The organism is Streptomyces sp. NPDC007872, assembly GCF_042868165.1.
Classification (GTDB): Bacteria; Actinomycetota; Actinomycetes; order Streptomycetales; family Streptomycetaceae; genus Streptomyces.
The window spans coordinates 196,201-218,908 of record NZ_JBIAEA010000010.1; the positions used below are offsets into that span (position 1 = coordinate 196,201).

The 22,708-nt window shown below is 74.8% G+C and carries 21 protein-coding genes; 8 read left to right on the forward strand and 13 right to left on the reverse strand.

What is annotated here, in order from left to right; all coding sequences use genetic code 11:
- Window positions 1-177 precede the first annotated feature (177 nt).
- On the forward strand, window positions 178-456 hold the full coding sequence (locus tag ACFYNX_RS29600) for a GlsB/YeaQ/YmgE family stress response membrane protein (protein ID WP_388665858.1): 279 nt from the start codon (window positions 178-180) through the stop codon (window positions 454-456).
- Window positions 457-606: 150 nt separating this feature from the next.
- On the opposite strand, the gene ACFYNX_RS29605 is transcribed toward ACFYNX_RS29600, so the two are convergent.
- The 7 genes from ACFYNX_RS29605 to ACFYNX_RS29635 form a co-directional block, all read right to left on the reverse strand.
- Window positions 607-1,290: a GntR family transcriptional regulator gene (locus tag ACFYNX_RS29605; RefSeq protein WP_365541823.1), complete on the reverse strand. Its 684-nt coding sequence runs from the start codon at window positions 1,288-1,290 to the stop codon at window positions 607-609.
- Window positions 1,291-1,370: 80 nt separating this feature from the next.
- Window positions 1,371-2,375, reverse strand: a complete 1,005-nt coding sequence (locus ACFYNX_RS29610) for a proline racemase family protein (RefSeq protein WP_388665711.1) — start codon at window positions 2,373-2,375, stop codon at window positions 1,371-1,373.
- A 61-nt stretch (window positions 2,376-2,436) separates the two neighbouring features.
- Window positions 2,437-3,375: a dihydrodipicolinate synthase family protein gene (locus tag ACFYNX_RS29615; protein ID WP_365541827.1), complete on the reverse strand. Its 939-nt coding sequence runs from the start codon at window positions 3,373-3,375 to the stop codon at window positions 2,437-2,439.
- Window positions 3,376-3,463: 88 nt separating this feature from the next.
- On the reverse strand, window positions 3,464-4,987 hold the full coding sequence (locus ACFYNX_RS29620) for an FAD-dependent oxidoreductase (protein ID WP_388665860.1): 1,524 nt from the start codon (window positions 4,985-4,987) through the stop codon (window positions 3,464-3,466).
- Window positions 4,988-5,024: 37 nt separating this feature from the next.
- Window positions 5,025-5,345 (reverse strand): (2Fe-2S)-binding protein, encoded by a 321-nt coding sequence (locus tag ACFYNX_RS29625; RefSeq protein ID WP_388665713.1) that lies wholly within the window; start codon window positions 5,343-5,345, stop codon window positions 5,025-5,027.
- Window positions 5,342-6,547, reverse strand: coding sequence for an NAD(P)/FAD-dependent oxidoreductase (locus ACFYNX_RS29630; RefSeq protein ID WP_388665715.1), 1,206 nt, complete (start codon window positions 6,545-6,547; stop codon window positions 5,342-5,344). Before ACFYNX_RS29630 ends, ACFYNX_RS29625 begins: the two co-directional genes overlap by 4 nt.
- A gap of 132 nt (window positions 6,548-6,679) precedes the next feature.
- A complete protein-coding gene (locus ACFYNX_RS29635) occupies window positions 6,680-9,001 on the reverse strand; it encodes a collagenase (RefSeq protein WP_388665717.1) in 2,322 nt (773 codons plus the stop codon).
- A 248-nt stretch (window positions 9,002-9,249) separates the two neighbouring features.
- Here ACFYNX_RS29635 and ACFYNX_RS29640 point away from each other — a divergent pair, with 248 nt between their 5' ends.
- The 3 genes from ACFYNX_RS29640 (at window position 9,250) to ACFYNX_RS29650 (ending at window position 11,986) form a co-directional block, all read left to right on the forward strand.
- Window positions 9,250-10,497: an SLC13 family permease gene (locus ACFYNX_RS29640; RefSeq protein ID WP_388665718.1), complete on the forward strand. Its 1,248-nt coding sequence runs from the start codon at window positions 9,250-9,252 to the stop codon at window positions 10,495-10,497.
- Between the two features lie 87 nt (window positions 10,498-10,584).
- Window positions 10,585-11,040, forward strand: a complete 456-nt coding sequence (locus ACFYNX_RS29645; RefSeq protein WP_388665719.1) for a tellurite resistance TerB family protein — start codon at window positions 10,585-10,587, stop codon at window positions 11,038-11,040.
- A gap of 220 nt (window positions 11,041-11,260) precedes the next feature.
- Entirely contained in the window at window positions 11,261-11,986 is a 726-nt protein-coding gene (locus tag ACFYNX_RS29650) for a dienelactone hydrolase family protein (RefSeq protein WP_388665721.1), read from the forward strand.
- Window positions 11,987-12,067: 81 nt separating this feature from the next.
- Here ACFYNX_RS29650 and ACFYNX_RS29655 read toward each other — a convergent pair whose 3' ends face one another.
- Both ACFYNX_RS29655 and ACFYNX_RS29660 read right to left on the reverse strand, forming a co-directional pair.
- The gene (locus ACFYNX_RS29655; protein ID WP_365541841.1) at window positions 12,068-13,012 is read right to left on the reverse strand and encodes a M56 family metallopeptidase; all 945 of its coding nucleotides are present in this window, start codon (window positions 13,010-13,012) and stop codon (window positions 12,068-12,070) included.
- A gap of 5 nt (window positions 13,013-13,017) precedes the next feature.
- Window positions 13,018-13,443, reverse strand: coding sequence for a BlaI/MecI/CopY family transcriptional regulator (locus ACFYNX_RS29660; RefSeq protein WP_388665723.1), 426 nt, complete (start codon window positions 13,441-13,443; stop codon window positions 13,018-13,020).
- A 430-nt stretch (window positions 13,444-13,873) separates the two neighbouring features.
- On the opposite strand from ACFYNX_RS29660, the gene ACFYNX_RS29665 reads away from it, so the two are divergent.
- Window positions 13,874-14,365: a hypothetical protein gene (locus ACFYNX_RS29665; RefSeq protein ID WP_388665725.1), complete on the forward strand. Its 492-nt coding sequence runs from the start codon at window positions 13,874-13,876 to the stop codon at window positions 14,363-14,365.
- 67 nt (window positions 14,366-14,432) lie between these two features.
- On the forward strand, window positions 14,433-15,869 hold the full coding sequence (locus tag ACFYNX_RS29670; protein WP_388665727.1) for a flotillin family protein: 1,437 nt from the start codon (window positions 14,433-14,435) through the stop codon (window positions 15,867-15,869).
- A 66-nt stretch (window positions 15,870-15,935) separates the two neighbouring features.
- Here ACFYNX_RS29670 and ACFYNX_RS29675 read toward each other — a convergent pair whose 3' ends face one another.
- Together ACFYNX_RS29675 and ACFYNX_RS29680 are read right to left on the reverse strand one after the other, a co-directional pair.
- Entirely contained in the window at window positions 15,936-17,210 is a 1,275-nt protein-coding gene (locus tag ACFYNX_RS29675; protein WP_365541849.1) for a cation:proton antiporter, read from the reverse strand.
- 7 nt (window positions 17,211-17,217) lie between these two features.
- Entirely contained in the window at window positions 17,218-17,703 is a 486-nt protein-coding gene (locus tag ACFYNX_RS29680) for a cation:proton antiporter regulatory subunit (RefSeq protein WP_125664877.1), read from the reverse strand.
- Between the two features lie 292 nt (window positions 17,704-17,995).
- Here ACFYNX_RS29680 and ACFYNX_RS29685 point away from each other — a divergent pair, with 292 nt between their 5' ends.
- Together ACFYNX_RS29685 and ACFYNX_RS29690 are read left to right on the forward strand one after the other, a co-directional pair.
- Window positions 17,996-18,985 (forward strand): sensor histidine kinase, encoded by a 990-nt coding sequence (locus ACFYNX_RS29685; protein ID WP_365541851.1) that lies wholly within the window; start codon window positions 17,996-17,998, stop codon window positions 18,983-18,985.
- A gap of 8 nt (window positions 18,986-18,993) precedes the next feature.
- Window positions 18,994-19,689 (forward strand): response regulator transcription factor, encoded by a 696-nt coding sequence (locus ACFYNX_RS29690; RefSeq protein WP_365541925.1) that lies wholly within the window; start codon window positions 18,994-18,996, stop codon window positions 19,687-19,689.
- On the opposite strand, the gene ACFYNX_RS29695 is transcribed toward ACFYNX_RS29690, so the two are convergent.
- Both ACFYNX_RS29695 and ACFYNX_RS29700 read right to left on the reverse strand, forming a co-directional pair.
- Window positions 19,649-20,983, reverse strand: coding sequence for a peptide ligase PGM1-related protein (locus ACFYNX_RS29695; RefSeq protein WP_388665730.1), 1,335 nt, complete (start codon window positions 20,981-20,983; stop codon window positions 19,649-19,651). The two genes, ACFYNX_RS29690 and ACFYNX_RS29695, sit on opposite strands and share 41 nt — an antisense overlap.
- A gap of 13 nt (window positions 20,984-20,996) precedes the next feature.
- Window positions 20,997-22,682: a PP2C family protein-serine/threonine phosphatase gene (locus tag ACFYNX_RS29700; RefSeq protein WP_388665732.1), complete on the reverse strand. Its 1,686-nt coding sequence runs from the start codon at window positions 22,680-22,682 to the stop codon at window positions 20,997-20,999.
- Window positions 22,683-22,708: the final 26 nt, after the last annotated feature.

A 22,708-nucleotide genomic window follows, 5' to 3' on the forward strand; every position in this document is an offset into this window, starting at 1 on the left:
CGTCGGCCGTCGTGAACAGCGGGGAACTCCCTTGCGTCCCGGGAGCGTTCTCCGCCCTGTCCGCGGGGCACGGGAGCACCGGCGCGAAGTTTTTTCCGACGCGGGGCGTTTACGCGAGCCCGATTGGTCCAGACGAAGAACTGACAAGTTCCTTATGTGACGGACTGGAGAAGCATCGTGGGCATCATCGCGTGGATCCTCATCGGCCTGATCGCCGGCGCCATCGCCAAGGCCCTGATGCCGGGCAAGGACCCCGGCGGCCTCATCATCACCATGCTCATCGGCATCGCCGGCGGTCTGCTCGGCGGCTTCCTCGGCAAGGTCCTCTTCGGTGTGGACTCCGTCGACGGCTTCTTCGAGATCTCCACCTGGGTCGCCGCGATCGTCGGTTCCGTCATCCTGCTGGCCCTCTACCGCCTCGTCACCGGCAACCGTCACTCGCACCGTCACGCGTAACCCGCGCAGACCGCACGTCGGTTCCCGAACGGCTCCCACCCCTGCACGCAGGGCGGGAGCCGTCGGCGTTTCCCGCCGGTCGTCGGGACGGCCGACCGGCCCGGCGGCCGCCGGGGCGGGGTGCGTCAGGCGGCCGTCGGACGGGGTGCGTCAGGCGCCCGCCGGCCCGTCGCGGCCCTCGGCCCACAGGGAGCGGACGTGGCCGAGGTGGCGGCGCATGCAGGCCTCGGCCCCGCGCGCGTCCCCGGCGATCATGAGGTCGAGGAGTTCGACGTGCTCCTCGGCGGAGGAGACGAGCAGTCCGGCCTCGTCCAGGCCCGTCAGGCCGTAGAGGCGGGAGCGCTTGCGCAGGTCCCCGACGGTCTCGACGAGGCGCTCGTTGCCGGAGAGGCCGAGCAGGGCCAGGTGGAAGCGGCGGTCGGCCTCCAGATAGCCGATGAGGTCGTGCTCGCGGGCGCGGGCGACGATCTCCTCGGCGACCGGGCGGAGTTCCTCCAGGCGTTCCCGCGCGGCCGTCTTCGTGACCCGGCCGACGGTGGGCACCTCGATGAGGGTGCGCAGTTCGGTGTACTGGTCGAGGTCGCGCTCGCTGACCTCGGTGATGCGGAAGCCCTTGTTGCGGACGGGCTCGACCAGGCCCTCCCGGGCCAGGTCGAGCATGGCCTCGCGGACCGGGGTCGCGGAGACGCCGAGGTCGCTCGCGAGGCCGGGGGCCGAGTAGACCTGGCCGGGGCGCAACTCCCCGGCTATCAGGGCCGCGCGGAGGGCGTGCCCGACCTGGTCGCGGAGCCGTTCCTGCGCTCTGACGAGGCCGTACTGCTTCAGGTCACCCATGCGTGCGTCCTCCGAGAAGTCACGGAGGAGCATCGTACAATGTCACGTTTCGCCGTCCGGGCCACTCCTCTCCGCCCGGTTCAGAGCAGGAAGCCGGCCGGGAACGGGTCGTCCGGGTCGAGGAAGTACTGGGCCGTGCCGGTGATCCAGGCCCGGCCGGTGACGGTGGGGACGACGGCGGGCAGCCCGCCCACGGTGGTCTCGCCGACGATCCGGCCGGTGAACTCGGTGCCGATGAAGGACTCGTTGACGAAGTCGGCACCCGGGGCGAGCAGCCCCCGGGCGTGCAGTTGGGCCATGCGGGCGCTGGTGCCGGTGCCGCACGGGGAGCGGTCGAACCAGCCGGGGTGGATGGCCATGGCGTGGCGCGAGCGGATGGCGTCGGAGCCGGGCGCGGCCAGGTAGACGTGCTTGATCCCGGCGATGGCGGGGTCCTCCGGGTGGACCGGCCGGTCGGGTCCGGCGTCGATCGCGGCCATGACGGCGAGTCCGGCGGCGAGGAGGTCGTCCTTGCGGTCGCGGTCGAAGGGCAGTCCCAGGGCGCCGAGGTCGACGAAGGCGTAGAAGTTGCCGCCGTAGGCGAGGTCGTAGGTGACGGTGCCGTACCCGGGCACGTCCGCCTTGAGGTCGAGGCCGACGCAGTAGGAGGGGACGTTGGTGAGCGTGACCGCCTTCGCGGCGCCGTCCTCCACCCGTACGTCGACGCTCACGAGCCCCGCCGGGGTGTCGAGGCGGACGGTGGTGACGGGTTCGGCGACCGGCACCATGCCCGTCTCGACGAGGACGGTGGCGACCCCGATGGTGCCGTGGCCGCACATCGGCAGGAGCCCGGACACCTCGACGTAGAGGACGCCGTAGTCGGCGTCGGGGCGGGTGGGCGGCTGGAGGATCGCGCCGCTCATCGCCGCGTGGCCGCGCGGCTCGTACATGAGGAGGGTGCGGAGGTGGTCGAGGTGCTCGGCGAAGTGGAGCCGCCGCTCGGCCATCGTGGTGCCGGGGATCGTCCCGAGGCCTCCGGTGATCACCCGGGTGGGCATGCCTTCGGTGTGGGAGTCCACCGCGTGGTAGACGTGGCGGGTGCGCATGGGTCCCCTTCTGTCGGTGTCGTGAGGACGGGCGGGGTGACGGACGGGGGCGCGAACGGGGTTACGCGTGGCCCTCCGCGAGGACCTTCTCCGTGGCGGCCCGCACGGCGGCCTCCTGCTCGGGCGCGAGCGGCAGCCGGGGCGGCCGGGAGACGCCGCCGTGGTGTCCGGCGAGGTCCATGGAGAGCTTGATCGCCTGGACGAACTCGGTCTTCGAGTCCCAGCGGAAGAGCGGGTGGAGGGACCGGTAGAGCGGGAGGGCGGTGTCGAGGTCCCCGGCGACGGCGGCCCGGTAGAGGGCGGCGCAGGTGCGCGGGAGGGCGTTGGGGTAGCCGGCGACCCAGCCGACCGCGCCGGCGAGGGCGAGTTCGAGGAGGACGTCGTCGGCGCCGGCCAGCAGGTCGAGTCCGGGGGCGAGCTCGGCGATCTCGTAGGCGCGGCGGACGTCCCCGCTGAACTCCTTGACGGCGACGACGCTGCCGTCGGCGTGGAGCCGGGCGAGGAGGGCGGGGGTGAGGTCGACCTTGGTGTCGAGGGGGTTGTTGTAGGCGACGACGGGCAGGCCGACGGCGGCGACGGCGGCGAAGTGGTCGCGTACGGCCGCCTCGTCGGCCCGGTAGGCGTTGGGCGGCAGGAGCAGGACGGAGCCGGCGCCGGCCTCGGCGGCCTGTTCGGCCCAGCGGCGGGCCTCGGCGGCGCCGTACGCGGAGACGCCCGGCATGACGCGGGCCCCGTCCCCGGCCGCCTCGACGGCGGTCCGCACGACCCGGGCGCGCTCGTCGTCGGTGAGCGTCTGGTACTCGCCGAGGGAGCCGTTCGGGACGACTCCGTCGCAGCCCTCGGCGATCAGCCGGGCCACGTGGCGCGCGTAGGCGTCGTGGTCGACGGAGCCGTCGTCGCGCAGGGGGAGGGCGGTGGCGACCATGATCCCGCGCCACGGGCGGTCGCGGTGTGCGGGGGACGGCGCGGAGGATCGCTCGGGGGCTTGCTCGCTGACCATGGAAGGACTCCCTTGTGTGGTGTGTGACATTTTATTGATGGGCCGACGGGCCACAAGAGGCCCGGGTGCGCCCGATTCTGATGCCGGGTCAGTTCTCGGTGCGGCCCTGCTCCGGGAGGTCCGCCAGATGGCGGAGCGGTACGGGGCAGGAGAGCGGGCGCCGGTCCGGGGCGGCTTCTCCCCCGGCCGCCCGTCCGGCGAGGGCGGCCACGGCGGGGCCGCACGTCCGGCCCTGGCACCAGCCCATGCCGGCGCGGGTGAGCAGCTTGACCGTACGGGCGTCCCGGGCGCCCAGGGCGTCGACGGCCTCCGCCACCCGGGCGACCGTCACCTCCTCGCAGCGGCAGACCTCCGTGTCGGGCCGCAGCCATCCGGTCCAGCCGGGTCCTGGCCGGTGCACGGCGCCCATCGCCTCCGCGAAGGCGCGCAGCCGGTCGCGGTGGCGCCGGAGCGCGGCCTCGCGGGGCTCCGGCGTCCGGGCGCCGAGGAGGGTGCGGGCGCTGAGGCGGGTGCGGGTGCGGGTGCCGAGGAGGGTGCGGGCGATCGAGAGCGCCGCCAGCTTCCCTTCGACGACCGCGAGTCGGGCGCCGCCGATGCCGCCCGCCTCCCCGGCGGCCCAGACGCCGGGGACCGAGGTCGACTGCTCGGCGTCGAGGACGAGGGCGGCCGTTCCGTCGGCGCTCGCGCGGGTCGCGCAGCCGAGGGCCGTGGCGAGTTCCAGTTGCGGGACGAGGCCGTGGCCGACGGCGAGCGCGTCGCAGGGGATCCGGCGGCCGGTGCCCGGCAGGGGGCGCCAGTCGGGGTCGAGCCGTGCCACGGTCACCGCCTCGACGCGCCCGGAGCCGTGGGCCTCGACGACCGCGTGACGGGCGAGGAGCCTGGTGCCGTGGCGCAGCAACGCGCTTCCGTGCAGGGCTCCTTCGGCGAGCTTGGCGGGGTTGCGGAGGAGCGTGGGGACGAAGCCGGAGTAGCCGAGGTACGCACCGGCCTCGACGACGGCGGGGACGCGGGCGCCCGCCGCCGCGAGGGAGCCGGCGACCGCCAGGAGCAGGGGGCCGCTGCCGGCCACGACGACCCGGCGGCCGGGCAGGACGAGCCCGCCCTTGAGCATCGCCTGCGCTCCCCCGGCGCCCACCACGCCCGGCAGCGTCCAGCGGGGGAAGGGAAGTTGGCGCTCGTGGGAGCCGGTGGCCAGGAGCACCGCCCGGGCCCGGACGGTCGCGGCGGTCTCGTCGGGCCCGGCCACGGCGTGCAGCCTCCAGCCGGTGGCCTCGGGCAGCACCGTCCAGACGTGGTGTCCGGGCAGGTGGACGATCCGGCCCGCCCGGACGAGGCCGTCCAGGGCCGCCGCGCGGCGGGTGAACTCCCGCCAGTCGTGGTGGAGCGCCCCGGGCCGCCGCGCGCCCAGCTCGGGCGCGGGGTGCCGGTGGTACTGGCCGCCGGGCCGGTCACCGGCGTCGACGAGGACCACCCGGAGGCCCCGGCGGGCCGACTCCACGGCGGCGGCGAGGCCGGCGGGCCCGGCGCCGACGACGGCGAGGTCGAACGGCCCGGACGGTTCTGGCGGCTCGGGGGGCCCGGACGACTCTGGCGGCTCGAAGGGCCCGGACAGCCCGGACAGCCCGGACAGCCCGGACGGCTCAGACGGCTCAGACGGCGAGGTCGGCACGGCCCGTTCCCTCCTGTGTCGTGACGGCGTCGCCGGGGCGGGCCGGGGTGAGGCAGGCCCGCCGGTTGGGGCGCCCGTTGACCGTGACGAGGCAGTCGAAGCAGCTCCCCATGCCGCAGAAGACCCCGCGCGGCGCCCCGGTGTTCCTGGTGGTGCGCCAGGTCAGGATGCCCGCGCCCCACAGGACGGCCGCGACGGACTGGCCGTCCAGGGCGGGGAGCGGGCGCCCGTCGAACGTGACGGTGAAGGCGGTCTCGGCCCGGCCGCCGACCAGGGCGCGCGGGGTGCGGCGTCGTCTCATGGGGTGCTCTCCCGTCGTCCGGCGTCGGAGGTGTCGTCGAAGCGTTCGGGCCGGAAGGGCGCCGGGTCCACGCCCGCCGTCCCCGCCGTCCCCTCCGCCCTCTCCCCCGCGCCGCCCGTGAGCGCGGCGGCGATCAGGAGCCCCGTGGCCGGGGCGAGGCCGATGCCCGCGCCCTCGTGGCCGCAGGCGTGCAGCAGCCCGGGGACGCGCGGGTCGGGGCCGATCGCCGGCAGGTGGTCCGGCAGGTAGGGGCGGAAGCCGTGGTAGGCGCGCAGCACCCGCACGTCCGCGAGGACCGGGAAGAGCGCGGCGGCCCGGACGGCGAGCCGGCGCAGGGCCTCGGTGGACAGGGAGCGGTCGAAGCCGACGCGTTCGCGGGTGGCGCCGATGAGCACGGGCCCGGCGGGGGTGCCCTCGACGACGGCCGAGGACTGGAGCGCGGCCGAGCCGCTGGCGACGTCCGCGATGTAGTCGGCGGCGTACACCTTGTGCCGTACGACCCTGGGGAGGGATTCGGTCACCAGGACGAAGCCGCGCCGGGGCCGTACGGGAAGCTCTGTGCCGGCGAGCGCGGCGACCGCGCCGCCCCAGGTCCCGGCCGCGTTGACGACGGCGGGGGCGGTGAGGTCGCGGCGGGGCGTGCGGACCCCGCGCACCGCTCCGGAGGGGGTGCGGAGGACGTCGGTGACCTCCTCGCCTAGGTGGACGGCGGCGCCGGAGGCGGCGAGGAGGCGGGCCGCCGCGCGGGCGGGCTGGACCTGGGAGTCCTGCGGGTAGTGGAAGCCGCCCGCGAGGCCGTCGGCGAGGTGCGGTTCCAGGGCGCGCAGCCCGTCGCCGGGGACCTCGGCGGCCTCGACGCCGGCCGTCCGCTGTCCCTCCGCGAAGGCGCGCAGGGCCTTGAGGGCGGTCGGGTCGGGCGCCACGACGAGGCCGCCCTTGGCCTCGTACTCGACGTCGGGCGGGAGCAGGCCGGCGAGGTCGCGCCAGAGGCGCGCGGAGAGCAGGGCGAGGTCGAGTTCGGGTCCGGGTTCCTTGTCGGAGACGAGGAGGTTGCCCTCGCCGGCACCGGTGGTGCCGCCCGCGACGGGGCCCCGGTCGACGACCGCGACGGAGAGGCCCGCGCGGCCCGCGAAGTACGCGCAGGCGGCTCCGACGACGCCCGCGCCAATGACCACGACGTCCGGGCTCTGGCTCTTGGACACGACAGTAAGGTGCCACCTTCCCTTGAGGAGGAACAGGACAAGGAACGGGAACGGGAACGGGAGCAGGTCCGGGGCCGGAGGGCGCGTCGGGGGTCGCCCGGCCCGGCGCCCTCCGGACCCGGTGCGCGCGGCTCAGCCGCGCAGCGGTCCCTCGCAGGTGTAGCCGGAGGTTCCCGCGCGTCCGCCGGTCCAGATGTCGACGGGGCCGAAGGAGCAGTCCATGTCGGCCAGGTTGTTCGAGGCCGCGCCCGCCCGGTCGAGGAGGAAGTAGTCGACCGTCTCGGACATGTCCTTGAAGACCTGGTCGGCGCTGGCCGCGTTCGCGAGGTTGGCCGTGACGCGGCCGGTGCAGACGAAGCGGCGTCCGCCCGGCGCGCCGGTCTCCGCGCAGGCGGGGGTGTTGGAGGTCGCGGCGGCGAAGGAGGCGGCGACCTCGGAGGCCTTGGAGTCCCGCAGCCGGTCGTTCGGCGTGAAGGTGGTGACCGGCACGTACAGGCGGTCCACCTCGGCGATCCGGGCGTCGAGGAAGGAGTCGTAGCCGCGCTGGAGCGCCGTGTCGGAGCCGAGCCGCGCGCGCCAGGCGTCGTACGCGGACACGTTGTTGCCGCGCAGGTGCCCGTACATCTCGCGCAGCAGGGACGGCTTCTCGGTCCAGAGGTACTCGAAGAAGGTGCCGGCGTAGGGGTAGAAGCGGAACCCGTCGCCGTCGTAGGTGGCGTTCAGGAGCTGACGTACCGTCATGCGCGGTCCGCCGCCCGCCGTGTCGGAGATGACGCCGCGGACGAGCGACTTGCGGACGGCGACGCCGTTGTCGCGGGTGGAACCGGCGAAGAACTCGGCGGTGCCCTCGTCCATGGCGGTGGTGCGGTCGTTCTGGTACCAGGGACCCTCGCCGAAGAAGCCGGGCACGGCGTACCGGCCGTTCAGGTAGTGCGTGTACTCGTGCCGGAAGAGCTCTTCGAGGGTGAGCGTGGAGTCCTGCGGGACGCGCCGCTCGTAGGTGTAGAAGGTGGCGCCGCGCTCGATGTAGATGCCGCCGTTGTTGGTGTCCATCCCGGTCAGGATGGGGTGGTACTGCTCGTAGTCGGCGCGCGAGGCGTACAGGACGATGTTCAGCGTGGAGTTGGGGTCGCCGGCCAGGGGCTCCTGGGTGCTGAGGACGCGGTGGAACTGCGCCTTGACCCGCTTGCTCGCGTAGTAGAGCGTGTCGACGGTCGCGCGCGGGAGGCCGGTGCGGACCTTGATGGCCCCGTTGTCGTACGTGTAGGCGTACGGGAAGATCCGGCGCTCGATGTCCTCCTTGCACACCCTGTAGGGGGCGCAGGCCTCGTAGAAGTTGAGCCAGGAGACGAGCGAGGCCCACGGGGCGCTCGCGGTGCCGAAGGTGGTCTCGACCGGGCCGAGCAGGGCGCCGAGGTCGGCGACGACGCCGGTGCGCAGGCCGTCGATCTGGCCGAAGCGGCCGTACTCGCTCAGCGCGTCGCGGGCGACCCAGGCGTTGGCGGTCCCCTTGAGGTGCCCGTGGCCGGAGAAGGCCTTGAAGGCGGCGCGGTACGCGGGGTCGGCGGCGGCCGCCGCGTGGAAGGCGGCGTCCCGGTTGCCCGGGTAGACGCCGAGGTAGTTGACGGAGAGCGCGGCGAGCGCGGCGTTCGCCCAGGCCGGGTCGAGGCGGGTCGCGGTGTGGTCGGCGTCCATGGTCGCCAGGACCTTGCGGATCAGGGGCAGTTGGTGGTGGCGCAGGCCGGGCGCGCTGGCCGCGTAGAGCGCCTCGCGGAGGGTGGCGGCGTTGGCCGGGGTGGCGTCGAAGGTGCGGGCGGCCGTGCCGTAGTCGGCGACGGCGCGGCGCACGGCGTCGACGGTCGGGGCGTCGGTGGTGTCGATCTCGTCGCGCGAGAAGTCGTGGTAGGCCACCGCGTGGAGGTAGGTGAACAGCTCTTCCAGGTGGGTGGAGTTGCGTCCGTCGTGACTCGCGGCGAGCGAGGAGGCGCGCCGGGCGACGGCCTGGACGTGGGCGTCGGACATGACCGGGGCGAGCCGGGCGTCCCAGGTCCATATGAGGTCGCGCAGACAGCCGTCGGCGGTCACGGCGGGGTCGGTGAGGAAGTCGGCGAACCGCTCGGGGGCCAGGCCGGTGACCCCGTCGAGGGTGCAGGGCGCGGCGGCGCCCTTCCGGATCCCGCGCGGCGCGGGGGCGGCGGCCTCGGCAGGTCCGGGGATCCGGCCGGCGGCGGTGCCGCCCGGGGCGGGTGCGGGGGCGGCGGTGGCCGGGGGCGCGGCGGCGAGGCGGTCGACCTCGTCGTACGGGTGCGGCCGGGCCTCGGCGGCGTGCGGCGCGCTTCCCGCGGTCGCGGTTCGTTCGGCGGCCTGACTGACGGTCTGCCCGAGCGGTACGAGCAGGCCGGCCGCCAGGACGGCGGCGAGCAGGGTGGTGCGCACGGATCTGTGCTGGGACACCAGAACTCCTGTGTCGGGAGGGGGATGTGGGGGTGGTTCCCAGTCAACTCGCCTGGCTGTGCGTCGAGTTGACGTCGATTGCAGCTTCGGTGCGAGCAGTACCATAGTAATGTGAAATTGCACTGACAAGGGGTGGGCGGGAACCGGGCGGGGAAATCACGGTGGCGGCTGCCGGTTTCGGGGATCGGGCGGGACCCGCCGGGGCCCCGGCGCCGTCCCGGCCTCCGCGACCCCGGATGATCGGACGCATGCTCGTCTCGTCCGTGTCCGTGCTCGCCCTGGCCGTGGTGCTCGTCTGCGCCGTCGTCCGTCCCTTCCGCCTGCCCGAGGCGGTCTTCGCGCTGCCCGCCGCCGGCGCCGTCCTCGCGGTGGGGGCGGTCACGCCCGACGCCGTGCGCGAGGAGGCCGAGCGGCTCGGGCCGGTGATCGGCTTCCTCGCGGCCGTCCTCGTCCTCGCCCGGCTCTGCGACGACGAGGGCCTCTTCCAGGCCTGCGGGGCCTGGATGGCCCGCTGGTCCCGCCGCCGGCCCCGGCGGCTGCTCGGCGCCGTCTTCGGCCTCGCCTCGCTGATCACCGCCGTGCTGAGCCTGGACGCGACGGTCGTCCTGCTGACCCCGGTGGTCTTCGCGACGGCCGCCCGGATGGGGGCGCGGCCCGCGCCCCACGTCTACGCGAGCGCCCACCTGTCGAACACGGCCTCGCTGCTCCTGCCCGTCTCGAACCTCACCAACCTGCTCGCCTTCACGGCCACCGGCCTCGGCTTCACCCGGTTCGCGCTCCTGATGCTGCTCCCCTGGCTCACCGCCGTCGCGGTCGAGTACGCGGTCTTCCGGCGCTTCTTCGCCCGCGACCTCGCCGCTCCGGCCGACGACGCCGAGCCGCCGGAGCCCGTCGCGCTCCCGCTCTTCGCCCTGGTCACCGTGGCCGCGACCCTCGCGGGCTTCGCCGTCGCCTCGGCCACCGGGGTGGACCCGGCCTGGGCGGCCGCGGCGGGCGCCGCCGTCCTGGCCGTACGCGCCCTGGCCCGGCACCGCACCACCCCCCGCGCGCTGGTGCGCGCGGCCTCGCTGCCGTTCCTCGCCTTCGTCCTGGCCCTGGGCGTCGTCGTCCGCGCCGTCGTCGACAACGGCCTGGGCACCGTCCTCGCCCACCTCCTGCCCGACGGCACCTCCCTGCCGGCCCTGCTCGGCACCGCCGCGCTCGCCGCCGTCCTCGCCAACCTCATCAACAACCTGCCCGCGACCCTGGCCCTGGCGCCGCTGGCGGCCCCCTCGGGACCCGGCGCGGTGCTCGCCGTCCTGATCGGCGTGAACATCGGCCCCAACCTCACGTACGCGGGCTCCCTCGCCACCCTCCTGTGGCGGCGGATCGCCCACCACCACGAACACCCGGTCGACCTGGGGCGGTTCACCCGCCTCGGGCTGCTCACCGTGCCCGCCGCCCTCGTCGCCTCGACGGCGGCCCTGTGGGTCTCGCTCCTGTTCCTGGACGGATGACCGGCATCCGCGCCACCCGGGAACTCCCGGCGGCACTGCTAAGTTCTACACATACGTAGAAGCAGGTAATCGACATCGGGAGTGCTCATGGCCCTGTGGGACCGCGTCAAGGAATCCGCATCGACGATGCAGACCCAGTTGGTGGCGAAGAAGAACGACCTGAAGAGCGGCGCGTTCCGGGACGCGAGCATGGCCATGTGCGCCCTCGTCGCCGCCGCCGACGGCACGATCGACCCCACCGAGCGCCGCCGGGTCGCCCAGCTCATCGCCACCAACGAGGTGCTGCAGAACTTCGACGCGCTCGACCTCCAGCGCCGCTTCGACGCCAACCTGGACAAGCTCACCGCCGACTTCGACTTCGGCAAGGTCGGCGTCCTCCAGGAGATCGCCAAGGCCAAGAAGAAGCCGGCCGAGGCCCGCGCCGTCGTCCAGATCGGCATCGTCATCGGCGGCGCCGACGGCGACTTCGACAAGACGGAACAGGCCGTGGTCCGCGAGGCGTGCTTCACCCTCGGCCTGCCGCCCCACGAGTTCGACCTCTAGGGGCCGTCCGGCGGATCGGGACCGGGCAGGGCGCGGCGTCCGGTGCACGGGGTCCCCGGGTCCGCAAGGGTCCGGGGAAGCGTCGCGAGACGCCGGAGCGGGTCGGCGGAGGGCGTCCCGGGGTCGACGCGCGATCCCGGGCGACGCGGTCGGGACGGACCGCTCCGCCGTCGGTGAACACCACCCCGAACGGGTGCGACGGTCCTTACCGTCCAGGCGTATGACGACGATCACGACCCGTACGGTCAGCTACCCGGCCGACGACCTGACGATGGCCGGACACCTCGCGCTCCCGGCCGGTGCCGGGCGCCGGCCCGCGGTCCTGGTCGGACCCGAGGGGACGGGGCTCGGTGACGTCGAGCGCCGCCGGGCCGACGCCCTGGCCGAACTGGGGTACGTGGCGCTGGCCTTCGACCTCCACGGCGGGCGTTACCTGGGTGACCCCGGGGAGATGCTGGCCCGTTGCCTGCCGCTGCTCGCCGACCCCGACCGGATGCGAGGAATCGGCCACGCGGCGCTCGACGTGCTGCGTGCCGAACCACGGGCCGACCCCGACCGGATCGCCGCCATCGGCTACGGCACCGGGGGCGCGGTCGCACTGGAGCTCGGTCGCGACGGCGTCGGCCTGCGCGCGATCGGGACGGTCAACGCGCTGACCACGGGCCGACCGGGCGAGGCGGCGCGCATTCGCTGTCCGGTGTGGGCCGGGGTCGGGTCGGAGGACCCGATCATGCCGCCCGCCCAACGGGACGCGTTCGCCGAGGAGATGCGGGCCGCGGGCGTCGACTGGCGCCTCGTGGTCTACGGAGGGGCCCTCCACGCCTTCCACCACCCGCCGGTCGACCACCCCACGGTCCCCGGCGTCGGCCACCACCCGCGGCACGCGCGGCGAGCCTGGCGTGACGTCGTCGCCCTGCTCGCCGAGTGCCTGCCCGTCACGGACTGATCCGATCGGCGCCCGGCGTCCGCTCCTGCTCGCCACCGCCGTCCACGGGCCGCCCGCCCCGCCGTGACGGGCCGCCGTCCGCTACACCGACGTGGTCGCCGCGTGCAGCACGAAGTACAGCGTGACCGCCGAGTTGGCCGAGGACAGGGCCGAGACCGTCGTGCCGAAGGCGGCGCCCCAGGCGGCCAGGCCGGCGGCCGTGCAGACCGGCGGCCAGGCGCGGCCCATCGGGGCCGGGCGCATCAGGGCGGCGACCCGGCGGGGCACCGGGCCCACCGCCGCCAGGGCGGGGAGCGTGGCGGCGGGTGCGCGCGGGGCGAGCAGGGCGGCCTTGCCGATCGCCCGGGCCACGGTGCGGCGGCTGCCGACCTCGGCCGCCGCCTCCTCGTCGGCCCACCGCTCGGCGGTGTACGCGACGGCGGTGCGCAGCGGGCGCAGGAACGGGTTGGCGCGGGCCGCCAGGTGGACCGTCAGGAGGTGCCGGTGGTGGCCCCCGTCCAGATGGGCCCGCTCGTGGGCGAAGAGGGCCCGGCGCTCGGCGGACCCGAGCCCGGCGAGCATGCCGGTGCTGACCACGACCCGGCCCCGGCCGCGCCCCCGGCCGCCGGGGAGCGCGTACGCGTACGGGGTGCGGTCCGGCAGCACCGCGACGGACGTCGGCGGCAGCCCGGCGAGCGCGCCCGCCGCCCGGCGGCGCACCCGCAGTTGCCGCCGGGCGGCGACGCCGCAGGAGACGAGGACGGCGAGGAGCGCGGGGATGGCCGCCCGGCCCGCGATCTCGTCGTACGGGACGGCCGCCCGCACGTCGGGGTCCGACCAGCCGTCGGGGAGCGGGTTGCCGGGCAGTTGCGCGGTGCCCACGATCACGAGCAGTCCGAGGCAGAGCGTGCTGCACACGGCGGAGACGCCGGCGACGGCGGCGAGCAGCCGGGTCGCGGTACGGGGGTGGAGCCGCTGTTCGGCGAGGCGGGCGACCGGCCACGCGGTGAGCGGAAGGACCAGGGGAAGGAAGACGAAGACTCCCATGCCGGTCAGCCTTCCTCCTCCCCGGCCTCAGGGGAGGGGAGTTCGGCCTCCGGGGAGAGGAGTTCACGGAGGAGTCGCTCGTCGTTCGGCGAGAGCGCGGTCACGAAGCTGGCCAGGACCGCCTGGCGGTCCGCCCCGGCGTCCAGGACCTTCCGCATCCGCAGGGCGGCGAGTCCCGCCTCGTCCGCGACCGCCGTCCACCGGAAGGACCGGCCCGCGCGCTCGCGCTCCACGGCGCCCTTCGTCCGCAGCCGGGTCAGGATGGTGATCACGGTGGTGTAGGCGAGGCCGCCGCCGAGGCGCTCGCGCACCCACGCCACGGGCACCGGCTCGGACGCCTCGCGCAGGACCGCGAGCACCTGGGCCTCCAGCTCGCCCTGCCCGCGCCTGCGCGCCGAGGGCTCCGCCCCGTCCTCGCTCCGGTCCACCATGCCGCCGCCCTTCCGTTCCCGATGTTCCCGACGTGCCCGATGTTCCCGGCCTCCCCGGCCTTCCCGTCGTGCCCGACGGCCCCGTCCGCCGCCCGTCCGCCGCCCGTCCGGTCGGCAGGCCATCGTACGAGGGGATCGTACGGAGCGGGCGGAGGAAGCCGTACGTCCCGGGCCGTCCCGGGCATCCCGCCCCTCCCCGGCGGAAAGGAACTCGGGTAGCCTCGCGGGGCTCGGGAAATTCACCGCCGGAATACCGGCGTGGGGCGTCAATGGGTATCGGCACCCATGTTCCGCAGGCCTGCGACGTGGGACAATGGGGTACTTTCACGACGCGGGAGCACGATTTCACGGCTCGGCGCGAGGACGCGCACGCGGGAACACGCGGGCGCGAAAGCGCGAGCCGATCAACGGGGGCCAGGGGGCGCGGCACATGGTGTGGTTTCTCGGATTCGGAATCGCGGGACTGGTGGTCCTGGCCCTCTCCCTGGTTTTCGACGGCGTCCTGGAAAGCGTCGGCATCGGCGTGGACGGATTCCTGTCCCTTCCGGTGATCGCCGGCTTCGTGTCGGCCCTCGGCTTCACCGGGGCCATCGCCACCGGCGCCGCCGGTGCGGGCGCCGTCACCGCGACCCTCGTCGGGGCCGTCGCGGGCGCCCTGGTGGGCTGGCTGACCTGGCGGTTCAGCCGGGTCCTGCTGCGGGACGACGCGCCCGCGCCCCGGGGCGAGGACCTGACGGGGTCGTCGGGCAGGGTCGTCACGTCGATCCCCGCCGCCGGTTACGGCGAGGTCCTGCTGTATCTGAGCGGGCAGCCGGTGAAGTACGCGGCGAAGGCCGCCGCACCGGTGGCGCGGGGCGCCGAGGTGTGGGTGGAGTCCGTCCTGTCGTCGACGTCGGTCGCCGTCCGCCCCGTCGAGCGCTGACCCCGCCGCCGCTTTCTTCTTCGTTCCACTCCTTTCTCACCCACGTTCCACGCAAGGGGATTTCGCCATGAGTCCTGTATTGACAGCGGTCCTCGGGATCGTCGTCCTGGTCGTTCTGCTCGGTCTCGTCGTCGTCACGCGCTACAAGGTCGCGGGGCCGAGCGAGGCGTTCATCATCACGGGCCGGCGCGGCAAGAAGGCCACCGATCCCGCCACCGGCCGCGTCTTCACCGACAACAGCGGCCAGAAGGTCGTGGTCGGCGGCGGCGTGTTCGTCGTGCCGTTCGTGCAGCAGAAGTTCACCCTCGACCTCTCCAGCCGGCACATCCCGGTCGCGGTGCGCGGCGCGGTGACCCTGCGCGGCGTGAAGGCGAACCTGGAGGGCGTCGCGATCGTCAAGGTCGGCGGCACCGAGGACTCGATCCGGGCGGCCGCGCAGCGGTTCCTGATGCAGCAGGACGGCATCGTCGGCTTCACCCAGGAGGTGCTGTCCGGCGCGCTGCGCTCCATCGTGGGCCGCATGTCGGTCGAGGACATCATCCGCGACCGCGCCGCGTTCGCCGGCCAGGTCGCCGAGGAGGCCGAGGCCAGCCTGTCCGGCCAGGGCCTGGTCCTGGACGCCTTCCAGATCCAGGACATCACCACCGAGGGCTCCTACCTGGAGGACCTCGGGCGCCCCGAGGCCGCCCGCGCCAAGCAGGAGGCGGACATCGCCGAGGCCGTCGCCCGCCGCGCCGCCGAGCAGGCCCGGCTGAAGGCGGAGGAGGAGATCGCCGTCGCGCAGCGGACCCTCTACCTGAAGCAGGCCGAGATCAAGGCGCAGACCGACGAGGCCGCCGCCCAGGCCAACGCCGCCGGCCCCCTCGCCGAGGCCGCCCGCCAGCAGGACATCCTCACCGAGCAGGAGAAGGTCGCCGAGCGGCAGGCCGCGCTGACCGACCGCCAGCTCGACACGAAGGTCCGCAAGCCCGCCGACGCCGCCCGCTACCAGGCCGAGCAGGAGGCCGAGGCCCGCCGGATCGCCCTGGTCAAGCAGGCCGAGGCCGACGCCCAGCGCTCCCGCCTGACCGGTGAGGGCGAGAAGGCGCACCGCGCAGCGCTCGCCGACGCCGTGCGGATCGAGGGCGAGGCCGAGGCCGCCGCCATCGCCGCGCGGGGCTCCGCCGAGGCCGAGGCGATGCGCAAGAAGGCCGACGCCTTCGCCCAGTACGGGGACGCGGCCGTCCTCCAGATGCTCGTCGAGGTCCTCCCCCAGGTCGTCGCCAAGGCGTCCGAGCCGCTGTCGGCCGTCGACAAGATGACGGTCATCTCCACCGACGGGGCCAGCCAGTTGTCCCGTACGGTCGCGGACAACGTCGCCCAGGGCGTGGAGCTGCTCTCCGCCACCACCGGGGTCGACCTGGCGCAGCTCCTCCAGGGCATCACCCAGAAGCGGAAGGCGAACGGGGCGGAGCCGGCGAAGCCCCGGGGCGACCAGAGCGAGGCCGTCGAGATCACCGGCTGAGGAACGGAACGACGAAAGGCCCGGGGGAACGCGCCCCCGGGCCTTTCGCGCACGCGCGACGCGGCGTCAGGCGCGGCCGGACGCCCCGCTTCCCGCCTCCACGTCGTCACTGCCGGCCTTGGTGAGGTCCGCGGCGGGCTCCGCGGGCTCCGCCCCGTCTCCCGCGGCCGGAGTCGTCGGCGTGCCCCGGCGACGGGCGAGGTGGGCGGCGATCGGCTCGGTGAAGCGGGCGGTGAGCGGCCCGATCACGACGAGGACCAGGACGTAGGCGGTGGCGAAGGGTCCCATCTGCGGCTGGATTCCGGCGCTGACGGCGAGTCCGGCGATGACGATGGAGAACTCGCCGCGCGCGACCAGCGTGCCGCCCGCCCGCCAGCGGCCCTTGACCCCGATCCCGGCCCGGCGCGCGGCCCAGTGGCCGGTGGCTATCTTGGTCAGCGCGGTGACGATCGCCAGGGCGAGCGCCGGCAGGATCACCGGCGGGATGCTGGCGGGGTCGGTGTGCAGGCCGAAGAAGACGAAGAACACCGCGGCGAACAGGTCCCGCAGCGGGCTCAGCAGGGTGTGCGCGCCCTCCGCGACCTCGCCGGAGAGGGCGATGCCGACGAGGAACGCGCCGACGGCGGCGGAGACCTGGAGCTGCTGGGCGACGCCGGCGACGAGCAGGGTCAGGCCGAGGACCACCAGGAGCAGCTTCTCCGGGTCGTCGCTGGAGACGAACCGGGAGATCAGGCGCCCGTACCGGAGGGCGAGGAAGAGCACGAGTCCGGCCACGCCCAGGGCGATCGCGAGCGTCACGCTGCCGGCGGCGAGGCCGACGCCGGCGAGCAGGGCCGTGATGATGGGCAGGTAGACGGCCATGGCCAGGTCTTCGAGGACCAGGATGCTGAGGATCACCGGGGTCTCGCGGTTGCCCAGGCGCCCGAGGTCGCCGAGGACCTTGGCGATGACCCCGGACGAGGAGATCCAGGTGACGCCCGCCAGGACGACGGCGGCGACCGGCCCCCAGCCGAGCAGCAGCGCGGCGACGGCGCCGGGCAGGGCGTTGAGGGTGAAGTCGACGAGCCCGGCCGGGTACTGGGTCTTGAGGTTGGAGACGAGGTCGCTCGCCGTGTACTCGAGGCCGAGCATCAGGAGCAGGAGGATGACCCCGATCTCGGCGCCGATGGCGACGAACTCCTCGCTGGCGCCGAGCGGCAGCAGGCCGCCGTTGCCGAAGGCGAGGCCCGCGAGGAGGTAGAGCGGGATCGGGGAGAAGCTGAACCGGGCCGCGAAGCGGCCGAGCAGGCCCAGGCCGAGGATGATGGCGCCGAACTCGATCAGGAAGACAGCGGAGTGCACCCTCGCCTCACTCCCGACCGAGGATCGCGGCGGCGGCGTCGACGCCCTCGCGGGTGCCGATCACGATGAGCGTGTCGCCGCCCGCGAGCCGGAAGTCCGGCGTCGGGGACGGGATCGCCCCGGAGCGGCGCAGTACGGCCACGACGGAGGCGCCCGCCTCGGTGCGCATCCGGGTGTCGCCGAGCACGCGCCCGTTCCAGTGGGAGTGCGCGGACAGCTCGATCCGCTCGGCGACGAGTCCCAGGTCCGTGGTGTGCAGGACGTTGGGGCTGTGGTGCGCGGGCATCAGCGCGTCGATCAGGGAGGCCGTCTCCCCCTCGGTGAGGTGGAGGGACTGGGCGCAGGCGTCGGGGTCGTCGGCCCGGTAGACGTTCACCGTCCGCGTTCCGTCGCGGTGCGCGATGACCGAGAGCGCGCGGTGCTCGCGGGTGGTGAAGTCGTACTGGACTCCGATGCCGGGCAGGGGTGTCGTTCTGGTCCGCGGGGCAGGCACTGGCCCGTCGCCTCCTGTCGTCGTGACCGGCAGCGGCCGGTCGGGGCCGGTCGCCGGCCTTTCGTGGAAAGGGATGTGCCACGGGGGGAACGGCGCCGTCCCGCACCCCGCGGCCCCGTCATGGTGCCATCCGCGGGGAGACGCGGAACATGGGTGTCAGCACGGATGGACAGAAGCCCGACAAAGCGGTCAGGATGAGGCGGGGACACGGGTCCCGCCGCGGGCCGGGGGGCACCCGCGGTGAGTATCGGACGGCCGGGCCGGGGTGCCGGGTCCGGGGAGAGGCGGGACGGTGTCGCTGTACTGGCGCCTCTTCCTGCTGAACGCCGCGATCCTGGTCGTCGCCGTGCTGCTGCTCTTCGGTCCCGTCACGGTCTCCACCCCGGTCCTCGTCGGCGAGGCGGTCGTCCTCGTGGCCGGTCTGGCGGCGATGCTCGCCGCCAACGCCTTCCTGCTGCGGGTCGGTCTGGCGCCGCTCCAGCGCCTCACGCGGGTGATGCGGGCGGCGGACCCGCTGAGGCCCGGCCGGCGCGCGGAGGTGACGGGGCGCGGCGAGATCGCCGACCTGACCCGTACGTTCAACACGATGCTCGACCGGCTGGAGGCCGAGCGGGCCGCGAGCAGCGCCCGGGTGCTCTCCGCGCAGGAGGCCGAGCGGCGGCGGATCGCGCAGGAGCTGCACGACGAGGTGGGGCAGACCCTCACCGCCGTGCTGCTCCAGCTCAAGCACTCCGCCGACCACGCGCCCGCCGGTCTGCGGGCCGAGCTGCTCCAGGCGCAGGAGACCACCCGGGGCAGCCTGGACGAGATCCGGCGGATGGCGCGCCGGCTGCGGCCGGGCGTCCTGGAGGAGCTGGGGCTGCACAGCGCGCTCAGGTCGCTGGCGTCGGAGTTCTCCACGCGCGGCCTGACGGTGCGGCCCCGCATCGACGCCGGCCTGCCGAAGCTCGACCACGAGACGGAGCTGGTGCTCTACCGGGTGGCGCAGGAGGGCCTCACCAACACGGCCCGCCACTCCGGGGCGAGCCGCGTCGACCTGCGGCTGCGGCTCCTGCCCGGGGGCGGGGTGGGACTGCTCGTACGGGACGACGGGCGGGGCGTCGGGGACGCGCCCGAGGGCGCCGGGCTGCGGGGCATGCGCGAGCGGGCCCTGCTGATCGGCGCGGAGCTGACGGTCCGTGACGGCCGGGACGGGGGGACGGAGGTCCGCCTGGACACCACCGGCGGCGGCGCGGGGGTCCGTACGGACACGGGGAGCGGTACGGAGGAGGGGGCGTCGTGACCGGCGGCATCGGGTCCCGTACGGACACGGGGAGCGGGGACGTCACGGCCGGAGCGCGGCCGACGCGCATCCTGCTCGCGGACGACCACGCCCTGGTGCGCAACGGGGTGCGGCTGATCCTCGACGCCGAGCCGGACCTCACGGTCGTCGCCGAGGCCGCGGACGGGGCGGAGGCCGTCGCCCTGGCCCGCTCCGAGCGGGTCGACCTGGCCGTCCTCGACATCTCCATGCCCCGCCGGACGGGGCTCCAGGCGGCCCGCGAACTCAGCCGCCTCCAGCCGGAGCTGAGGATCCTGATCCTCACGATGTACGACAACGAGCAGTACTTCTTCGAGGCCCTCAAGGCCGGGGCGAGCGGTTACGTCCTGAAGTCCGTGGCCGACCGCGACCTGGTGGAGGCGTGCCGGGCGGCGGTGCGCGACGAGCCGTTCATCTACCCCGGCGCCGAGACCGCCCTGATCCGCACCTACCTCGACCGGGCGGAGCAGGGCAGGCCCCTGCCCGACAAGGCCGTCACCGAACGCGAGGAGGAGATCCTCAAGCTCGTCGCGGAGGGCCACAGCTCGAAGGAGATCGCGGACCTGCTCGTCATCAGCCCCAAGACCGTCGAGCGCCACCGCGCCAACCTGCTCCAGAAGCTGGGCATGCGCGACCGCCTCGAACTCACCCGCTACGCGATCCGGGTGGGCCTGATCGAGCCGTAGGGCTGCCGGGGCCGGAGGTCCAGGAGGCCCGCAGCAGCTCCTCGTACCGCGTCACGCCCTCCCGGTCGCCGGCGATCGCCGCGTAACGCCAGGTCCGGCCGTCCGGCGGCGGTCCGGCGTAGAGGACGACCCCCTCGCCGCGCGCGGGGTCGTAGGCGAGCCGTGCGCCGCGCAGCCGCTCCACGGCCTCGCCGAAGGGGTACGCGGCCGGGGCCCGCACCCTGCCCGTCGCCCAGACCGGGTCACCGGCTCCGGCCCGCGCCGCGAGGCGGGCCACCATGGCCCGCGGGGTGGTGGTGGCGGTGCGCCGCACGTTGCTCTCCCCCGCGTAGACCTCGCCGTCGGGCGTCACCATCGCGTCGAGGCCGAAGGGCCCGGCGTACCCGCGCGCCGCGAGGAAGCCGCCCAGGGCGTGCCCCCAGGCCTCCAGCGTGGCCGCGAGGTCCGCCGCCGGGGCGGACAGGGGCGAGAGATAGCCGGTGAAGGCGCCCCCCTCGGTCCGCATCTCGCCGCTGAACAGCGCTCGCGTCCCGTCGGGGCCGGTCTCCATCTGGACGCTCACCGACCGGGCCACGTCGATCCGCCGCTCGACGACCCACAGCCCCTGCGGGCCGCCCACCGGCGCGAGTCCGCCGCCGGTCCACGGATCCGGCGCGCCCGCGGCCTCCGGGAGGAAGAGCATGCCGTGGCCGCCCGCCGACCGGTCGGGCTTGACCACGACCCGCCCGTGTGCGGCGAGGAGTTCCCGCACGGCGTCCGGCACCCCGGCGCGGCGGCGGACCCGGCCGTCCGGCAGCCTCATGCCCAGCGCGAGCGCCGCGTCCCGGAACCCGGCCTTCGTGTTGAGCAGTCCGGTCACGTCGAGCGCGGCCTCGGCCGCCGCCACGGAGGCGTACGGGGCCACGGGGACGCCCAGGCCGCGCGCGAGGCCGATCGCGGCGCCGTCCAGGGCGGTGGGCAGGACCGCCCCGGGGGGCCGGCCGGCCGTCGCCGCCCGTACCGCCTCGACGACCCGGTGGCACGGGTCCGCCCCGGGCGGGACGACCACCGCGACCGAGTCCCGGGGGACGCCGGTCAGGTCGCGGACGTACTCCAGGAACTCCTCCCCGACCGGCACCGGGGACACCAGGACGTCGCCCGGCCGCAGCAGCCACGCCTCCCGCGGCGCCTGCTCCGCCCAGGCGCGGAGCACCTCGCGCTCCTCCGGGTCCACCGCGAGGTCGGAGACGAGGTTGGCGTAGAGGACCAGAGGGCCGCCGGGCTCGTCCGGTTCCACGGGGTCCACGGGGTCCATGGGGTCCTTCCGGTCAGACGCTGACGTGCAGGACGCAGATGTCGTCGCGGCGGGTCGCCGGGTCGACGAGCGCCTCCAGGACGGCGTCCAGGGGGCGCGGGCCGTCGCCGAGTTCGGCCACCGTGCGGGCCAGGTGGCCGAGGCCGTCGTCGAGGAGCACGCCCGGGGCCTCGACCAGGCCGTCGGTGAAGAACAGCAGGTGGTCGCCCGGCAGCAGGCGGATGGCCGACGAGTCGTAGTGCGGCGCGGTCGTGGCGCCCAGGAGGACGCCGCGGGGCGACGGCAGGTAGCGGGCCTCCCCGTCGCGCAGGAGCAGGGGCGGCAGGTGGCCGGCCTGCACCCAGGTGAGGACCCCCGAGGAGGGCTCGTACCGTCCCATGACCATCGTGGCCGTGCTGTAGGCGCGGTCCGCGCTGTGCCACAGGAGGGTGTTGAGCCGGGCGAGGATCGTGGCGAGCGGGGTCCCGGTGATGGCCATGCCCTTGGCGGTGAAGCGCAACTGGGCCATCGTGGCCACGGCGTCGAGCCCGTGGCCCGCGACGTCGCCGACGACGAGCAGGGCGCTGCGGTCGGGCAGTTCGATGGCGCTGTACCAGTCGCCCCCGACGTTGAGCCCCTGCTGGAGGGGGCGGTAGGCGACGTCGACGGTGAGGCCGGCCAGGCACAGGGACTGCTGGGGAAGGGGCAGCAGGGCGTGCTGGAGCCGGGCGGCGAGGGCGCGTTCGGTGGTCAGCGTCTCCTGCTGCGCCAGGGCGGCCCGTTCGCGTTCGAGGAGCTGCTCCTTGGTCCGCTGCACGGCGGTGAGGTCCTGGAAGAAGCCGTGGACCTCGACCGGGGAGCCGTGGGCGTCCGCCTCGGCCTCCGCGACGATCCGCAGGTGCCGGACCTCTCCCCGGGGGGTGGTGATGCGGAAGGTGTGGTCGATGGGCCGCCCGTCCCCGAGGAGGCGCCGCACCTCGTCGCCCAGGGCGGGCAGGTCCTCGTCCAGGACGTGTCCGGGCAGCTCCTCCAGGGTCATCGGGCCGAGGGAGGGGTCGCGGGCGAAGATGTCGTAGACCTGTTCCGACCAGGTGATGGCGTCGCGGACGAGGTCCCAGTTGGCCCAGCCCATGTTCCCCAGGCGCTGCATCACCTCCAGGCGGCGCTGCTCGCGCTCGCCGCTGTCGAGGCGCACCCAGGAGACGACCAGTCCGCCCTGGCCGGCCGTCGCGCGGACGGCGAAGCGGGAGAGGTGGGGGATGCCGGCGAGCACCTCCTCGTACGCGAAGGGCTCGCCCTCGTAGCGGACGCCGTTCTCCAGCGCGTCGAGGTACCCGCGCCACAGGGCGGTGCCGAGCACGCTCGGGTACGTCTCCAGGACGCTGAGGCCCACCAGCTCCTTGCCCCTGCGGCCGCCGACGTCCAGCGCGTCGGGCGAGGCGGCCGCGATCCGGAAGTCCGCGACCGCGCCGTCCGTCCCGTACAGCGGCATCAGGAAGATCGCGGAGCCGGGCAGTCCGTCGAACAGCTCCTGGACCGCGGCGGCCGTGAGGGCGGGCGGGCGCGTGTCCGCGGCCGTCACCGCCGGCTGCCGGCGGGCCACGTAGCGGCCCGACGAGAAGGCGGAGCCCCCACCGGCCGTGCGGGAGAGCGCGGTGGCTCCCCCGAAGCCGCTGTTTCCCGGCTCAGGCACGTCCGGCTCGTCGCGGCTACCCGTCATGGGACGAGCATGCCACGGATGGGCTC

Coding starts and splice junctions, on each gene's coding strand:
- ACFYNX_RS29605 (WP_365541823.1), bottom strand. CDS start 1,290: ATGGGTGACCTGAAGCAGTACGGCCTCGTCAGAGCGCAGGAACGGCTC.
- ACFYNX_RS29610 (WP_388665711.1), bottom strand. CDS start 2,375: ATGCGCACCCGCCACGTCTACCACGCGGTGGACTCCCACACCGAAGGC.
- ACFYNX_RS29615 (WP_365541827.1), bottom strand. CDS start 3,375: ATGGTCAGCGAGCAAGCCCCCGAGCGATCCTCCGCGCCGTCCCCCGCA.
- ACFYNX_RS29625 (WP_388665713.1), bottom strand. CDS start 5,345: ATGAGACGACGCCGCACCCCGCGCGCCCTGGTCGGCGGCCGGGCCGAG.
- ACFYNX_RS29640 (WP_388665718.1), top strand. CDS start 9,250: ATGCTCGTCTCGTCCGTGTCCGTGCTCGCCCTGGCCGTGGTGCTCGTC.
- ACFYNX_RS29645 (WP_388665719.1), top strand. CDS start 10,585: ATGGCCCTGTGGGACCGCGTCAAGGAATCCGCATCGACGATGCAGACC.
- ACFYNX_RS29650 (WP_388665721.1), top strand. CDS start 11,261: ATGACGACGATCACGACCCGTACGGTCAGCTACCCGGCCGACGACCTG.
- ACFYNX_RS29655 (WP_365541841.1), bottom strand. CDS start 13,012: ATGGGAGTCTTCGTCTTCCTTCCCCTGGTCCTTCCGCTCACCGCGTGG.
- ACFYNX_RS29660 (WP_388665723.1), bottom strand. CDS start 13,443: ATGGTGGACCGGAGCGAGGACGGGGCGGAGCCCTCGGCGCGCAGGCGC.
- ACFYNX_RS29665 (WP_388665725.1), top strand. CDS start 13,874: ATGGTGTGGTTTCTCGGATTCGGAATCGCGGGACTGGTGGTCCTGGCC.
- ACFYNX_RS29670 (WP_388665727.1), top strand. CDS start 14,433: ATGAGTCCTGTATTGACAGCGGTCCTCGGGATCGTCGTCCTGGTCGTT.
- ACFYNX_RS29695 (WP_388665730.1), bottom strand. CDS start 20,983: ATGGACCCCGTGGACCCCGTGGAACCGGACGAGCCCGGCGGCCCTCTG.
- ACFYNX_RS29700 (WP_388665732.1), bottom strand. CDS start 22,682: ATGACGGGTAGCCGCGACGAGCCGGACGTGCCTGAGCCGGGAAACAGC.